Origin of the sequence: Pararhodobacter oceanensis (assembly GCF_003076755.1) — a bacterium.
GTDB classification, from domain to species: Bacteria; Pseudomonadota; Alphaproteobacteria; order Rhodobacterales; family Rhodobacteraceae; genus Pararhodobacter; species Pararhodobacter oceanensis.
Genome location: NZ_QDKM01000009.1, coordinates 13,548 through 29,987, shown reverse-complemented (window position 1 = coordinate 29,987; position 16,440 = coordinate 13,548). Strand labels below are relative to the sequence as shown.

Genomic DNA, 16,440 nt, shown 5'->3' with positions numbered 1-16,440 from the left:
CACCGCTGAGCGACGCGCTTTATCGTGGCAAACCCGCACGACTATGAAGCGGCGCGCCAAGGCCAACCAAATCGCCAGCCCGGGGGGCGGTCTGGCGATGCGCGGCGGCTTCGCCTCGACTCCGCGCAGCACAAAAACACCCGGCAGTCTGGCACTGCGCGACGCGGGGCAGGGTGCCCTCTAAATCTGCGTCAACATCTGATACCCCGGTTTGGTCACCGAGCGCACCGTGGTGATCGGGGCCTCGTTGATCCAGGTCGTGCGCTCGATCACCAACAGCGCCGCGCCCACCGGCGTGTCCAGTTGCAACGCCGTCCGCGCATTGGCCTCGATCGCATAGAGCCGCAGGTCGCAGCGGCTGTAGGGCTTGTTGCGCACCAGCCATTCATTGGCGCTCTCCACCGCCAGATCCACACCCAGTATCTCCGGCGAGGTCTCCAGAGAGATCCAGCGATCCTCGAGGATATAGGGCCGCTGGTCGGCCAGATGCAGCGCCTCGACATGCAGCATCTCCACCGGCTTGCGCAGTGCCAGAGTCGCGGCGATGGCGGGCGGGGTCACGGCAAGATCGCGCAGCAGCAGATGATAGCCGTAGACACTGCCCAAGGCCTCGACCTCGGCGCGGGTGATCGGCACATCCAGCGTCGCGCGGGTCACCGGATCGGCGCGCACCGTGGTGCCACCCTTGCGCTTGCGCTCGACCAGCCCCGCATCCGCCAGATCGCGCATCGCACGCTGCACCGTCGAGCGCGCGCAGCCCAGATCCTGCGCGATATCCTCGTCGCGCGGCAGCTTGTCGCCGGGCCGGTAAGTGCGGTCCAGAAGCCGCGCATGGATGCGGTCGCGGATGTCGGTCCAGCTATGGCGGATCGGTTCGGTCAAATGTCTTGGCCCAGCTCCTGCACGGCGGTTTGAAACGCGCGGGCAATCCCCTCGTGATCGGCGTGGCGACCGGCGCTTACCACATGGCGTCCGGCGCTCCAGACTTGTTGCACACAGTCGCGCCCGTGGCCACCAAAGATCAGACTGTCGAGCGCCGCGTCACCCTGCCGGTTGCAGATCCACGCGTTGTCGGTCTCGATGCCCAGCAGGTCCGCCCAAGCCCCCACCTCAATCCGCCCCGCGTCGCGCCCGCCCGCCTGCGCCCCCGCAGTTGCCACTTGATCAAACAGCACGCGCCCGGTCGAGGCGCTCTCCTGCGCCAATGCCGCGCGCGAACGGTCGCGCAACCGCTGCGAATACTCCAGCGCCGCCAGTTCCTCGAACAGCGCGATATGCACATTGGAGTCCGAGCCGACCCCGAAGCGCCCGCCGTGTCGGGTGAACTCGGTGGCAGGGAAAATCCCGTCGCCAAGGTTGGATTCGGTGATCGGGCAAAGCCCCGCCACCGCGCCGGTCCGCGCCAGAGCCTCGGTCTCAGCCGCAGTCATCTGGGTGCTGTGGATCAGGCACCAGTTCGCGCCCACCTCATGGTTGGCCAGCAGCCATTCCACCGGCCGCGCGCCGTGATGGGCTTGCACTTCCTCAACCTCGGCCACCTGTTCCGCCAGATGCATATGGATCGGCCCGTCGCCCGCCAGCGAGAGCGCCGTGGCCATCCCCTCTGCATCCACCGCGCGCAAGGAATGAGGTGCGACGCCGATGCGGTAATCCGCATGTTGCTGCGCGATCAGCCGCGCCGAACCCGCATGCAACTCGGCAAATTGCTCCGGCGTATTGCCAAAGCGCATCTGCCCGCCGTTCAGCGCCCGCCCGTCGCAGCCGCCGAACTGGTAGAGCACCGGCAACAGCGTCAGCCCGATACCGGTGCGCGTCGCCGCAGCGGTGATGCGCGCGGCCATCTCGGCGGGATCGGCATGGGGCACTCCGCCCACCGCGTGATGCAGATAATGGAACTCGGCGACGCTGGCATAGCCCGATTCGAGCATCTCCATGAACACCATCGCCGCAATCGCCTCGACATGATCCGGCGTCAAACGGTCGAGATAGCGATACATCAACTGCCGCCAGGTCCAGAAACTGTCGCGCGGATCGGGGCCGTGCGCTTCGGTCAGGCCGGACATGGCGCGCTGGAACGCATGGCTGTGCAGATTGACCGGCGCCGGCAGCAGCAGATCGACCTGCGCATCCGCCGCGCGCTCTTGCGGCCCGATCCCGGCGATTCGCCCGTCGGCACCGATATGCAGCTGCCGGTCGGCCTGCCAACCCTGCGGAGTAAGCACTTGTTTGGCATTGATGAATTGCATGGCTCAGGCTCCATTGACTTTTATATGTAGCTACATAATAGTAATAAGCATGATCTAACGATAGGACAACCCATCATGCAAGACTATGCGCTTCACGATATCAACGCGGCCACCATGCAGGTCGCCAGTGGCGGCTACGGGTTGATCGAGGATGCTGCGGTGGTGGTTGCGGGCGGCAAGATCGCATGGGTCGGCAAACGCGCGGATCAACCGGCGCAATTTGCCGGGCTGGCGATCCATAAACTTGGTGGGCGGCTGGTCACCCCGGCGCTGATTGATTGCCACACGCATATTGTCTACGGCGGCAACCGCGCCCGCGAATTCGAGATGCGGCTCAATGGTGCCAGCTATGAAGAGGTGGCGCGCGCCGGTGGCGGCATCGCCTCGACGGTCTCGGCCACGCGCAGCGAATCGCAAGCGGAACTGCTGAAAAAGGCGCTGGTCAAAGCCGATGCGCTGATCGCGCAGGGCGTCGCGGTGATCGAGGTGAAATCGGGCTACGGGCTCGACCGTGACAGCGAACTCAAAATGCTGCGCGTCGCCCGCCAGATCGCTCAGCACCGGCCGGTGCGGGTCAAAACCACCTTTCTGGGCGCTCATGCCGTGCCCAAAGGCATGAATCCCGACGCCTATATCGACGACATCTGCATTCCCACGCTCGAGGCCGCCCATGCCGAGGGTCTGGTCGATGCGGTGGACGGGTTTTGCGAGGGCATCGCCTTTGACACCGCCCAAATCGAGCGCGTGTTCCAAAAGGCGCAGGCGCTGGGCCTGCCGGTGAAACTCCATTCCGACCAGCTCAGCAACATCGGCGGCACGCCTCTGGCCGCGCGTTACGGGGCGCTCTCGGTCGATCACGTCGAATACGCCGATGAGATGGGCGTCGAGGCGATGGCCGCCGCGGGCAGTGTCGCGGTGATCTTGCCGGGTGCGTTTTATACCATCCATGAGACGCAAAAACCGCCGATCGCCGCCTTCCGCAAGCATAACGTGCCGATGGCCGTCGCCACCGATTGGAACCCCGGCTCCTCGCCGCTCGGCTCGCTACTCTTGGCGATGAATATGGGCTGCACGCTGTTTGCCCTGACCCCCGCCGAAGCGCTGGCCGGCACCACAAGCAACGCCGCCCGCGCGCTGGGGCTCATCGATTGCGGCATGATCGCCGCGGGCATGCGCGCCGATCTGGCGGTCTGGGACGTCGAGGAACCCGGCGAACTCTCTTACGGGATCGGCATCAACCCGCTGCACGCCCGCATCTACGGAGGCCAGCATGAGCTTGCTTGAGATCACCCGTGGCAGCAGCCCGCTGGTGCTGGGCTTGCCCCATACCGGCACCCACCTGCCCGACGATTGCGCTGCACGGCTGAACCCGCGCGGGTTGGCGATCAGTGATACCGACTGGCATATCCATGATCTCTACGCCGGTCTGGTCGACAATGTGACCACAGTCCGAACCACCATCCACCGCTATGTCATCGACGCCAATCGCGACCCGTCTGGCGTCAGCCTCTATCCCGGCCAGAACACCACCGGCCTCTGCCCGCTGACCGATTTCGACGGTGAGCCGATCTACCGCGAGGGGCAGGAACCCGACGAAGCCGAGATTGCCCGCCGCCGCGAGTTCTACCATGCGCCCTATCACGACGCGCTGCAGGCCGAACTCGACCGCGTCTATGCGATCCACGGCTTCGCGATCCTCTATGATTGCCATTCGATCCGCTCGCATATCCCGTTCCTGTTTGACGGCACTCTGCCCGATTTCAACATCGGCACCAATCTCGGCACCACCTGCGATGCCAGTATTGCCGACCCTGTGGCCTCGATCTGTGAGGGCGCCGAGGGCTATTCTTCGATCAGCAACGGGCGCTTCAAGGGCGGCTGGACCACGCGCCATTATGGCCGCCCCGAGGCGGGCCAGCACGCGATCCAGATGGAGCTCGCGCAATCCACTTATATGATCGAGAGCCCGCCCTGGGCCTATGCGCCAGAGGCCGCCGAACGCCTGCGTCCCCATCTCAAGACCATCCTGCAAACCCTGTCCGACTGGAGACCCCAATGAGCGAGACCGAGAGCAACCCGCGCAAGAACACCCGCGACGTCTACCCGCCGACCGGCACCGAACTGACCGCCAAAAGCTGGATGACCGAGGCCCCCTTGCGGATGCTGATGAACAACCTGCACCCCGATGTGGCCGAGAACCCGCATGAACTGGTGGTCTATGGCGGCATCGGGCGCGCGGCGCGGACGTGGAAAGACTTCGATCTGATCGTCCAAAGCCTGACCGATCTGGAAGCCGACGAGACGCTGGTGGTGCAATCGGGCAAGCCCGTTGCGGTGGTCAAAACCCATACGGACGCGCCGCGCGTCTTGATTGCCAACTCGAACCTTGTGCCGCATTGGGCGACTTGGGACCATTTCAACGAGTTGGATAAAAAGGGTCTGGCGATGTATGGCCAGATGACCGCCGGTTCGTGGATCTACATCGGCTCGCAGGGGATCGTGCAGGGCACCTATGAGACCTTTGCCGAAGCCGGACGCCAGCATTACGGCGGCTCGCTCAAGGGCAAATGGATCCTCACCGGTGGCTTGGGCGGCATGGGCGGCGCGCAGCCCTTGGCGGCGGTGATGGCCGGCGCCTGCTGCTTGGCCGTAGAGTGCAACCCCGACAGCATCGATTTCCGCCTGCGCACCCGTTATGTCGATGAAAAGACCGACAGTCTTGATGAAGCGCTGGCAATGATCGAGCGCTGGACCGCAGCCGGTGAGGCGAAATCCGTGGCGCTTTTGGGCAATGCGGCGGATGTGTTCCCCGAGTTGGTCAAACGCGGCGTGCGCCCCGATATCGTCACCGACCAGACCTCGGCCCATGACCCGCGCCACGGCTATCTGCCGCAGGGCTGGAGCATGGCCGACTGGAAAGCCAAGCAGGAAAGCGACCCGAAAGCGGTGGAAAAAGCCGCCCGCGCCAGCATGAAGATCCATGTCGCGGCGATGGTGGATTTCCACAATATGGGTGTGCCGACGGTCGATTACGGCAACAACATCCGGCAGGTGGCGCTGGAAGAGGGGCTCGAGGATGCTTTCGCCTTCCCCGGTTTCGTGCCCGCCTATATCCGCCCGCTGTTCTGCCGCGGTGTCGGCCCGTTCCGCTGGGTGGCGCTCTCGGGTGATCCCGAGGATATCTACAAGACCGACCAGAAGATGAAAGAACTGTTCCCCGAGAACACCCATCTGCACAACTGGCTGGATATGGCCCGCGACCGGATCGCGTTTCAGGGGCTGCCCTCGCGGATTTGCTGGATCGGGCTGGGCGACCGCCACCGCGCTGGATTGGCGTTCAACGAGATGGTGGCGAATGGCGAGCTGAAAGCGCCGATCGTGATTGGCCGTGACCATCTGGATTCGGGCTCGGTGGCCTCGCCGAACCGCGAGACCGAGGCGATGATGGACGGCTCGGACGCGGTCTCGGACTGGCCGCTGCTCAATGCGTTGGTCAACACTGCCTCGGGCGCGACCTGGGTCAGCCTGCACCACGGCGGCGGCGTCGGCATGGGCTTCTCGCAGCACGCCGGTGTGGTGATCTGCGCCGATGGCACGCCCGAGGCCGCCAAGCGGCTCGAGCGGGTGCTGTGGAACGACCCCGCCAGCGGCGTCTGGCGCCACGCCGATGCAGGCTATGACGAGGCAAAAGCCTGCGCCCGCGAGCACGGGTTGAAATTGCCGGGTATCCTGTGAGCCCTTAATTACCAGACGACGCGCCGCCCCACGGGGCGGCGTTTGCCATTATAGCCTGTTTCGCCCGGCGGATACGCCGGGCCGCGCCCGACCCTCCCCCCGGGAGGGCGCCTTGGCGATGTCTTTCGCCGCGCAACCGACATGGAAGCTGTTGAGCGCCCGTGCCGATCATTGGTTGCAAGCGCCCACCCAGTGTCGGGCGCGTCCCTCAGCGCTTCCCCCGCGACGCCACGGTATTTTCCTCGCCCGCCAGCCTTGTCTTGCCATGCCTCGCCCGCAGGTAAAGACTTGCCCCAAACCACCGCAGCAACATGAGGCCCCAATGAGCGTGCGCATTGAGAAATCCGGTCCGGTCTGGACCATCATCCACTCCCGCCCCGAGGCGCGCAACGCGATGGATCTGGCCAGCGCCACCGCGCTTTATGACGCGTTTCAAGAGTTTGACGCCGATGACAGCGCCAGCGTGGCGGTGTTCTGGGGCGAGGGCGGGGCATTCTGCGCGGGCTGGGATCTCAAACACGCGGCGGCGCTGTCCGGCCCCGAAGCGATGGATCGCTATGACATTCCCGACGCCGGCACCCCTCCGATGGCGCCAATGGGGCCAAGCCGCTTGGACCTGTCAAAACCGGTGATCGCCGCCGTCGCCGGTCCGGCGGTGGCGGGTGGGATGGAACTGGCGATCTGGGCCGATATCCGGGTGATGGAAGAGAGCGCTTTCATGGGCGTCTACTGCCGCCGCTGGGGCGTCCCCTTGATCGACGGCGGCACCGTGCGGCTGCCGCGGTTGGTGGGCGAGGGGCGGGCGATGGACCTGATCCTGACCGGCCGCCGTGTGGGGGCCGAGGAGGCTTTGCGCATCGGGCTCTGCGAATATGTGGTGCCCGAGGGCGAGGCACGGGCCAAGGCCGAGGCGCTGGCCCATGACATTGCGCGCTTCCCGCAGACCTGCATGCGCGCCGACCGCCATTCAGCCCGCGCGCAACACGGGCTCAGCGAATTGGACGCGCTGCGGCAGGAATGGCGCGGCAGCAAAGCGCAGATCGCGGTGGGCATCGAGGGCGCGGGTCGTTTCGCCAGCGGAAAAGGCCGGGGAGGGGACTTCGGCGAGATTTAACGGCTTACCGCCCGACATATATCCAACACCCCGCCCGACGGACACGTCGGGCAGCACCGCCACGCCCCCTCGGGGCGGCGCTTCGCTCCACCCCGCGTGGCAGCGCTGCCCTTGGGAATGAGCCGCTGCGCTTAGCAATATCAGTATTTCCGCGCCAACATTGATCCTGTCTTCCGCCCGGCGGCACCGCCGGGCAGCGCCGAACCGACCCGCATTCTATTGTGTCGGGGGGGCGGCGCTCCGCTTGCCCCTCGGTTCGGCGCACCCTCGGAATTAAGGCGCCGTGCTTAGGCATGTCGTAGCCTGCGCGCGCACATTGATGCTATCTCCCGCCCGATGGGAACCGTCGGGCAGCGCCGAACCGACCCCACGGGTCGGCGCTTCGCTTGCCCCTCGGTTCGGCGCGCCCTTGGGAATAGGGCGTTGCCCTTTGGCCTCGCCCAATAGCTTGCTCACCCATAATCTACGCCCCGTGTGGCGGCACTGCCCTCGGAATAATGGCGCCGAGCTTAGGCATATCGCAGCTTACGCGCACACATTAATCCAATCTCCCGCCCGATGGGAACCGTCGGGCAGCGCCGTCACGCCCCCATGAATACCGGAGGGCGACGGCGGCGCTTCGCTTTGCCCCGCGTGACCGCGCTGCCCTTGGGCTTTGTTCGGACCGCCCGCAAAAGACCAACTACCCCGGCATCGCCCGCGCGATAATCACCTCCAGATCACACCCTTTCGGCAGCGTCCCGAATGCCCCGCGATACCGCGCACCCAGCCGCGAGGCGCAGAAGGCCTCGGCCACCGCGCTATCCCCGAACCGCAGCAGCAGCGCGCCCTGCAGGCACAGCGCCAGCAACTCGGTCACACTCCGCATCCTGCCCTCAAGCCCTGCCCTATCCCCCAACTCATCCTTCAGTTCTCCAATAGCCCGATCAAGCTGCGGATGCAGCCCCCGCGCCAGTTCCACCTCGGCCATATAGGCTGCAATCCCCTCGGGCTCCCGCGCCATCGCCCGCAGCACATCCAGCCCCATCACATTCCCCGAACCCTCCCAGATCGAGTTCAGCGGCGCCTCGCGGTAGAGCCGCGGCATGATGCTCTCCTCGATATACCCCGGCCCGCCATGGCACTCGAGCGCCTCGGCCACCAGCACCGGACAGCGCTTGCAGTTCCAGTATTTCGCCACCGCGGTGCCGATCCGCGCCAGCGCCGCCTCGGCCGGATCGCTCATCGCATTGTCCATCGCCTGCGCCACCCGCAGCCCCAAAGCCAGTGCGCCCTCAACCTCGACGGCCATATCCGCCAGCACATTCTGCATCAGCGGCTGCGCGATCAGCCGCTTTTGGAACGCCGAGCGATGCGCGCAGTGATGTAGCGCCTGCACCAGCGCCTGCCGCATGATCCCCGCCGAGCCCATCGCGCAGAACAGCCGGTTGCCGTTGACCATCTCGATGATCGTGCGCACCCCGCGCCCCTCATCGCCGACCATCGTCCCGTAGGTGTCCAGAAACTCCATCTCTGAGGAGGCGTTCGAACGGTTCCCCAACTTGTCCTTAAGCCGCTGTAAATACAGCGCATTGCGCGTCCCGTCAGGCCGCCAGCGCGGCACCAGAAAACACGACAGCCCGCACCCCTCGGTATTGGCCAGCACCAAAAACGCATCACACATCGGCGCCGAGCAGAAGAATTTATGACCGGTTAACAGATACGCCGCGCCATTGCCGGTCGCCGCCCCCTCGGGCCGCGCCATGGTCGAATTGGCCCGCACATCCGAGCCGCCCTGTTTCTCGGTCATGAACATCCCCATCAGGGCGCCGCTTTTCTCAGGCGCAGGGATGTCGCGGCGGTCGTAATCGGTGGAGAGGATGCGCGGCATCCACTCGGCCTCGAGCGCCGGCGTAAACCGCAGAGAGGGCGGCACCGAATAGGTCATCGCCATCGGGCAGAGCACCCCGCCCTCGGGCTGCGCAAACATATAGGTCAGCAATGATTGCCCGACATGCCCCGCGTTCCCTTCGTGATGCCACGCAAAATTATGCGCCATATTCGCGACCGCCAGCGCCATCAAACCATGATAGGCGGGGTGGAACTCGACGGCATTGAGCCGCATTCCGTAGCGGTCAAAGGCGCGCAACTCGGGATCATAGCGGTTTGCCTGCGTGGCTTTCTCGAAGGTCTCGTCACGGCCAAACGCCCGCCCCGCCTCGGCCATATGAGCGCTATGCGCCCCCGCCCCGCTCTGCGCCGCCCAATGGCGCAGGGCGCGGTCACCGGCCCAAAGATCCTGATCCCCCATATGCGGCGGCGTATTCAAAACCTCATGGGTCGGCAGCTGGGCAATCGGGTCACGCGGTGTCATGGCAGGCTCCTTGGTTGCCAAAATGCTAGGGCCAAGCCCCCCGTTCGGACAATCACGCCGTGGCGTCACTTGCGCGGCAGGGATGGATTGACCTCTGCGCCCGCCGCGGGTTCACTGGCGGAAATAATGGGGTTTTCTTGGCCAGAGGAGCGCGCCGGATGAGTGATATTCTTGAGCCCTTCCAGCTTGGCACAATGACCCTGCGCAACCGGATTGTCAGCACCGCCCATGCGCCGAACCTCGTTGAAAACGGCCATCCGAAAACCCGCTACCGGCTCTATCATGAGGAAAAGGCCAAGGGCGGCGTCGCGCTGACGATGATCGGCGGCTCGACCAATATCGCCCCCGACAGCCCTTCGGTCTTTGGCCAGCTTTACGCCGGTGACGACAGTATCATTCCGTGGTTTCAAAAGCTTACGCATGGCGTAAAATCCCATGGCGCTGCCGTGATGTGCCAGATCACCCATATGGGGCGGCGCACCGCTTGGGATGACGGGCATTGGCTGCCGGTGCTGGCGCCCTCGGGGCTGCGCGAACGGGCGCACCGCGCCTTTCCCAAGGTGATGGAGGCGGAAGACATCGCCCGCGTGATCGGCGATTTCGCCGCGGCCGCGCGGCGGGTGCAGGCGGGCGGGTTTGACGGGCTGGAACTGCTCTCGCATTCGCATCTTCTCGGCCAATTCCTCTCGCCCGCCACCAACCAGCGCGAGGATGCCTTCGGCGGATCGCTCGCCAACCGCATGCGCCTGACTCTGCAAGTGTTGGACGCGGTGCGCGCCGAGGTTGGGCCCGATTTTATCCTCTCCATGCGGATCACCGGCGATGAGGAATTGGACGGCGGGCTCAGCGCCGAAGACTGTATCGAGGCGGCCAAAATGCTTGAGGCGACGGGGCAGGTGGACCTTCTCAACATCCTCGCCGGAGCCCCCTATGACGACCTCGGCCTTGCCGGCTGGGTGCGCCCGATGGGCCTGCCCTCGGCGCCGCATATCCCCGTCGCAGGCCGCATCCGCGCGGCCGTTTCCCTGCCAATCCTGCACGCGGGCGGCATCGCCGATCTGGCCACCGCGCGCCATGCGGTGGCGGGCGGGCATGTCGATCTCGTCGGCATGACCCGCGCCCATATGGCCGACCCGCATCTGGTGGCGAAACTGATGCGCGGTGAGGAGGTCCGCATCCGCCCCTGCGTCGGGCTTGGCTACTGCGTCGACCGCGTTAACCAAGGCAAGCCCGCCGTATGCGGCCAAAATGCCGCCACCGGACGCGAGGCGGTCTTGCCGCATGTGATCACAAAAGCCGATATGCCGAAACGCGTGGTGGTGATCGGCGGCGGCCCTGGGGGCATGGAGGCGGCGCGGGTCTCGGCCCTGCGCGGGCATCAGGTGGTGCTGTTCGAGGCCAGCGACCGGCTTGGCGGGCAATTGGCGCTGGCGGCTAAATCCCGCACGCGGCGGCAGATTTGGGGCGTGGCGGATTGGTTAATTTCTGAACTCGCGGCGCTGGGCGTTGAGCCGCGCCTTAACCATTATGCCGAGCCCGAGGACATCCACGCCGAATCCCCCGATCTGGTCATTATCGCCAGTGGCGGCTGGCCCGATGCCCCCTCCATTCCCGGCGCCGAATTGGCGCTGTCCAGTTGGGACGTATTGACCGGCGCCGCGCGCGTCTCGGGCGAGATCTTGCTCTGCGATGAGGTCGGCGATCAACCCTCGGCGGTGGTCGCGGAGTTTATGGCCAGCGCCGGTGCCTCGTTGGAACTGGCGACGCCGGACCGCGCGCTGCTGCACGACCTCGGCCCGACAACCTCCGCGGTGGCGCTGCGCGATCTGGCGCGCACGGGCGTCAGTTTCACCTGCCTCTATGAACCTTTGAGCCTCATGCGTGAGGGCAACCGGATCAAAGCCACCCTGCGCCATGTGTTAACCAAAGAGGAGGTCACCCGCGAGGTCGATCACGTCGTCATCGAGCACGGCGCCACGCCGATGGATGAACTCTTTCACACCCTGAAAGCAGGGTCCCGCAACGCCGGTCAGCTTGACCACCAAGCGCTGATCACTGGCACCAACCCGTTCCAAACGCTCAACAAATCCGGCACCTATCACCTCGCCCGCATCGGGGACGCAGTGACCAGCCGCAACCTGCACGCCGCGCTCTTGGACGCGCTCAGGACTTGCGCCTTCTATTGAACGCCCTACCGCAGCCCCTGATTGATACTGTCCAGCATCCGGCTGCCGGGGCATAATTCATCCTTGCTCAGGCTGTTCAACGGCTTGCTCGCCAGCTTTAGATTCTGCGCCAGATTCTGCGTATTCGGGTCCAGATACAGCAGACCGGTCAACAGCCGCCCCTCGTCCCGCGCCTCCTGCACCGACAGCAGCGCGGCATTGCGGTCGTCGGTTTTATACCCGTTGCTCGCCTTGTGCAGATGGATCACCGAGCCGTCGTGCAGCGTCACCCCCTGCGTCGTGCCGGGCTCATATTGGGTGCGGATTTCCTCGCGCATCGGCACGAAATCCAAGGGCATCGCATCCAGCGCTTTGCGCGTCTCGGCATAGGATTTGCCCGATCCGCTGTGATTGTTAAACGTCACACAGGGCGAGACTACATCAATAAACGCAAACCCCTTATGCGCCATCGCCGCGCGGATCAGCGGCTCGAGTTGTTCCTTATCGCCCGAAAAACTTCGCCCGACAAAGCTGGCCCCCTGCAAGATCGCCAGACTCGCCAGATCAATCCCGTCAAACGGGTTCACGTTACCGGCCTTGCTGACCGCGCCCAGATCGGCGGTGGCGCTATCCTGCCCCTTGGTTAACCCGTAACAGCCGTTATTCGCCACGATATAGGTCATATTCACGTTGCGCCGGATCAGATGGATAAACTGCCCCATGCCAATCGACGCCGTATCGCCATCGCCGGAAATCCCGATATAGGTTAACTCGCGATTGGCCAGCGAAGCACCAGTCGCCACCGAAGGCATTCGCCCGTGCACCGAGTTGAACCCGTGGCTGCGCCCCAGAAAATAGGTCGGCATTTTCGACGAACAGCCGATCCCCGATAGTTTCGCAATCCGGTGCGGCGGGATCGAGGATAGAAAACACGCATTGCGGATTGCTGCCGAGATACTGTCATGCCCGCAGCCCGCGCAAAGCGTTGAAATTGCACCGTTATAATCGCCCACCGTATAGCCAAGCGCGTTCTTGGGCATATTGGGATGCTGGAATTTTGGCTTGATATAGGACATCAGACAGGCTCCGAATGCAGGGCGACCACCTCGGCACTTTTGGCACCAAGCGCGTTGCGGATTTCATCGGCAATGGACCGCGCAGTGATCGGCGTGCCCGAGTAATTGAGGATCGGGCGCAGCTTGCCGGGCGGGATTTCACACTCATTAATGATTAACCGCCGCATCTGCCCATCGCGGTTCTGCTCGATCACAAACACCAAATCATGGGCATGGATGAAGGCATCCAGACTCTCGTGAAACGGAAACGCCCTGATCCGCATCGTATCAATCGGGTAACCATCTTCGGCCATCATCTCCACCGCCTCATAGGCCGGCGAGGCCGAGGTGCCAAAGAACAATGCGCCGAGCTTCAGCTTGGTTTTCGGCTTACTCACCGGGATCGGATCATGGGTTTTCGGCGCCGGTACATAGGATTTCGCGGTCTCGAATTTGCGCAAGAGCCGGTCCATATTCTGCACGTAATCTTCGCCGCTTTCCGAATAGACCGCCATCTCGTTCTTTGACGACCCGCGAGTGAAATAGGCGCCCTTATCCGGGTGCGCGCCGGGCAAGGTGCGATAGCAAATCCCGTCACCGTCAACATCCAGATAGCGCCCCCAACGCGCGGCCTTGTCCAACCCTTCGGCGTCCAGCACCTTGCCGCGGTCCATCTGATAGCTGTCGTCCCACTCCAAAGGTGGCGACATCCAGTCGTTCATCCCCAGATCCAGATCAGACATCAGGATCACCGGCGTCTGTAATTGCTCTGCCAGATCAAAGGCTTGCACGGTCATGTCGAAACATTCGCGCGGGGTGGCGGGGAACAAAAGCACCTGTTTCGTGTCGCCGTGGCTGGCATAGGCGGCGGCCAGAATATCCGATTGCTGCGAGCGCGTCGGCATCCCGGTCGAGGGGCCCGAGCGCTGCACATCAATCAACACCACCGGCACTTCGGCGAAATAGGCGAGCCCCAGAAACTCGCTCATCAGCGACAATCCCGGCCCCGAGGTGGCGGTAAACGCCCGCGCGCCGTTCCAGCTGGCGCCGACCACCATGCCGATCGCCGCCAACTCGTCCTCGGCCTGCACGATGGCGAAATTCTTCTTGCCGCTGCCCGGATCAATCCGCATCCGCTCGGCGTATTGCGCAAACGCATCGACCACCGAGGTCGAGGGCGTGATCGGATACCACGCCGCCACCGTCGCCCCACCGTAGATCGCGCCCAGCGCGGCGGCGGTGTTGCCGTTCATCAAGATATGCTCGCTCTCCTGAATATGCGGCGCCGCATTGCCACCGGCTTTCAGATGGATCGGCAGCGGGCATTTGAAGTGATCCATCGCATAGTGATAGCCCATTTCCAGCGCGTGGACATTCGAGGAAATCAGCTTTTCCTTGCCCTTGAACTGGTCGCCCAGCAGGTCCTTGAGGATCGAGAATTTGATATCCAGAAGCGCCGCCATCGCGCCCACATAGACCACGTTTTTCAACAGTTGCTGCAGCCGCGGATTGGGGTATTCGCGCATGCACATCTCGGTTAACGGCACCCCGAAATAACTGATGTCATCGCGCTGCAAATGCGGTGCCAGCGGCTTGGTGCTGTCATAGAGAAAATACCCGCCCGGCTCGACGCTGGCGACATCCGCCTCCATGCTTTGCGGGTTGACGCAGCACATGATATCCACCCCGCCGCGCCGCCCCAGATAGCCCTTGGCGCTGACCCGCACCTCATACCATGTCGGCAGGCCCTGAATGTTCGACGGGAAGATATTGCGCGGGCTGACGGGAATGCCCATGCGGAAAATAGCCTTTGCAAACAGGTGGTTGGCACTGGCCGAGCCGGAGCCGTTCACATTGGCGAATTTCACCACAAAGTCATTGACGCCCTTGATCTGTTTCATGGGATCTCCACCAGTTCCGGCGTTGCCTTGGTTGTGTTGTAAAGAAACATCTGCATGTCCCAAGCCGAAGTCGGGCAGCGTTCGGCGCAGAGCCCGCAGTGCAGGCAGACGTCCTCATCCTTGACCAAGACACGGGCGGTCGGCAGCGGGTCGGAGACGAAGATATCCTGCTCCAGATTGGTCGCCGGCACGGTTAATCTTGCGCGCAAGTCCTCCTCGGGGGCAGGGGGCACAAAGCTGATGCAAGAGGTCGGGCAGATATCGGCGCAGGCGTCGCATTCGATGCAGTTGCTGGCCGTGAATACGGTCTGCGCATCGCAGTTCAGACAGCGCGCCGCCTGCACAAAGGCGGAACTCGCGTCAAACCCCAGTTCCACCTCCAGCGCGCGGTCGCTGAGCGCCGCTTCCAACTCGACCAGCGGCACCGCCTCGCGGGCGTCATTCACCGGATCATTGTCATAGCTCCACTCATGGATGCCCATTTTCTGGCTGACCAGATTAACCATCGGCGCGGGGCGATCCTCCAGATCCTTGCCGCGACAAAACAGATCAATCGACACCGCCGCTTTATGCCCATGGGCCACAGCGGTGATGATATTCTTCGGGCCAAAGGCGGAATCGCCGCCGAAAAACACCTCTTTGCGCGTCGATTGCAGGGTGTCATCGTCATTGAGGATCGGCGTGCCCCAAGAGGTAAAGCGGATGCCGCTGTCCTTTTCGATCCACGGAAAGGCGTTTTCCTGCCCGATGGCGATCAACACATCGTCGCAGGGGTAGAACACCGGTTCTTCGCCGGTCGAGACCAATTCGCGGCTATCATCGTCCTTGTAGACCGCCTCGACACGGTCGAAATGCATGCCGACCAGCTTGCCATCCTTAACCACGAATTCCTTGGGCACATGGTTGTCGATGATCGGGATGCCCTCATGCACCGCGTCCTCTTTTTCCCATGGCGAGGCTTTCATTTCCGCAAACGGCGAGCGCACGATCACCTTCACATCTTCGCCGCCCATCCGCCGCGCGGTGCGGCAGCAATCCATCGCGGTGTTGCCGCCGCCGAGCACGATCACCCGTTTGCCAATGCTCTCGATATGATCAAAGGCGACGCTGGCCAGCCAGTCGATCCCGACATGGATATGCGCAGCGGCCTCTTTGCGGCCCTTCAGCTTCGGCAGATCGCGCCCGCGCGGCGCACCGCAGCCGACGAAAATCGCGTCATAGCCCTTGGTGAGCATCTCGTTCATGCTGTTAATATAGCTGTTGAAATGACTCACCACGCCCATATCCAGCACATAGCCGACCTCTTCATCGAGCACCGAATCTGGCAGCCGGAATGAGGGGATTTGCGAGCGCATGAAACCGCCGCCCTTGGCCTCGCCCTCATAGAGATGCAACTCATACCCCAAAGGCGCCAGATCCCGCGCCACGGTCAATGACGCCGGACCACCGCCAATCAGCGCGATTTTCTTGCCATTGGGCGGCCCCGCTTTCGGCAGCCGCGCCGTCACATCCTCTTTGTTATCCGCCGCCACCCGTTTCAGCCGACAAATCGCCACCGGTTCCTCATCAATGCGGCCGCGGCGGCAGGCGGGCTCGCAGGGCCGGTCGCAGGTGCGGCCCAGAACACCGGGGAACACATTGCTTTCCCAATTCACCAGATAGGCGTCGGAATAGCGCTGCTGTGCGATCAACCGGATATAAAGCGGCACCGGCGTATGCGCGGGGCAGGCGTATTGGCAATCAACGACTTTATGAAAATACTCGGGATTCTGCGTGTCTGTCGGTTTCATATCCGCGTCCTTCTCCGCATCCGTCTCTGGCGCGCCGCGCGCTGAGTGACGGCATATGAAAAATGAACGCTCAAGCGGGGC

11 protein-coding genes are annotated in these 16,440 nt (G+C 63.6%); 5 read left to right on the top strand and 6 right to left on the bottom strand.

The features are described 5' to 3' along the window. Positions 1 to 180 precede the first annotated feature (180 nt). Together DDE20_RS15660 and DDE20_RS15655 are read right to left on the bottom strand one after the other, a co-directional pair. Positions 181 to 882: a GntR family transcriptional regulator gene (locus tag DDE20_RS15660; RefSeq protein ID WP_116559470.1), complete on the bottom strand. Its 702-nt coding sequence runs from the start codon at positions 880 to 882 to the stop codon at positions 181 to 183. Continuing rightward, entirely contained in the window at positions 879 to 2,246 is a 1,368-nt protein-coding gene (locus DDE20_RS15655) for a formimidoylglutamate deiminase (RefSeq protein WP_116559469.1), read from the bottom strand. Before DDE20_RS15655 ends, DDE20_RS15660 begins: the two co-directional genes overlap by 4 nt. 114 nt (positions 2,247 to 2,360) lie before the next feature. On the opposite strand from DDE20_RS15655, the gene hutI reads away from it, so the two are divergent. From hutI to DDE20_RS15635, 4 genes are all read left to right on the top strand, one after another. Beyond that, complete coding sequence (gene hutI / locus DDE20_RS15650) at positions 2,361 to 3,530, top strand: imidazolonepropionase (protein WP_240608142.1); 1,170 nt, start codon at positions 2,361 to 2,363, stop codon at positions 3,528 to 3,530. After that, the gene (gene hutG, locus DDE20_RS15645) at positions 3,523 to 4,305 is read left to right on the top strand and encodes an N-formylglutamate deformylase (RefSeq protein WP_116559540.1); all 783 of its coding nucleotides are present in this window, start codon (positions 3,523 to 3,525) and stop codon (positions 4,303 to 4,305) included. Before hutI ends, hutG begins: the two co-directional genes overlap by 8 nt. Then, complete coding sequence (gene hutU / locus DDE20_RS15640; RefSeq protein WP_116559467.1) at positions 4,302 to 5,981, top strand: urocanate hydratase; 1,680 nt, start codon at positions 4,302 to 4,304, stop codon at positions 5,979 to 5,981. The genes hutG and hutU overlap by 4 nt, the downstream gene beginning before the upstream one ends. Before the next feature lie 322 nt (positions 5,982 to 6,303). After that, on the top strand, positions 6,304 to 7,095 hold the full coding sequence (locus DDE20_RS15635) for a crotonase/enoyl-CoA hydratase family protein (RefSeq protein ID WP_116559466.1): 792 nt from the start codon (positions 6,304 to 6,306) through the stop codon (positions 7,093 to 7,095). 682 nt (positions 7,096 to 7,777) lie between these two features. Here DDE20_RS15635 and DDE20_RS15630 read toward each other — a convergent pair. Next, on the bottom strand, positions 7,778 to 9,448 hold the full coding sequence (locus DDE20_RS15630) for an acyl-CoA dehydrogenase family protein (RefSeq protein ID WP_116559465.1): 1,671 nt from the start codon (positions 9,446 to 9,448) through the stop codon (positions 7,778 to 7,780). A gap of 158 nt (positions 9,449 to 9,606) precedes the next feature. On the opposite strand from DDE20_RS15630, the gene DDE20_RS15625 reads away from it, so the two are divergent. Next, positions 9,607 to 11,634 carry an oxidoreductase gene (locus DDE20_RS15625; RefSeq protein ID WP_116559464.1) on the top strand — a complete coding sequence of 676 codons (2,028 nt, stop codon included), beginning with the start codon at positions 9,607 to 9,609 and terminating at the stop codon, positions 11,632 to 11,634. A gap of 5 nt (positions 11,635 to 11,639) precedes the next feature. Here DDE20_RS15625 and DDE20_RS15620 read toward each other — a convergent pair whose 3' ends face one another. Genes DDE20_RS15620 through DDE20_RS15610 form a run of 3 tightly spaced genes read right to left on the bottom strand, consistent with a single transcriptional unit; the run spans position 11,640 to position 16,359 of the window. Then, on the bottom strand, positions 11,640 to 12,689 hold the full coding sequence (locus tag DDE20_RS15620) for a 2-oxoacid:ferredoxin oxidoreductase subunit beta (RefSeq protein WP_116559463.1): 1,050 nt from the start codon (positions 12,687 to 12,689) through the stop codon (positions 11,640 to 11,642). After that, the gene (locus DDE20_RS15615) at positions 12,689 to 14,569 is read right to left on the bottom strand and encodes a 2-oxoacid:acceptor oxidoreductase subunit alpha (protein ID WP_116559462.1); all 1,881 of its coding nucleotides are present in this window, start codon (positions 14,567 to 14,569) and stop codon (positions 12,689 to 12,691) included. Before DDE20_RS15615 ends, DDE20_RS15620 begins: the two co-directional genes overlap by 1 nt. Then, the gene (locus DDE20_RS15610; RefSeq protein WP_116559461.1) at positions 14,566 to 16,359 is read right to left on the bottom strand and encodes an FAD-dependent oxidoreductase; all 1,794 of its coding nucleotides are present in this window, start codon (positions 16,357 to 16,359) and stop codon (positions 14,566 to 14,568) included. Before DDE20_RS15610 ends, DDE20_RS15615 begins: the two co-directional genes overlap by 4 nt. Positions 16,360 to 16,440: the final 81 nt, after the last annotated feature.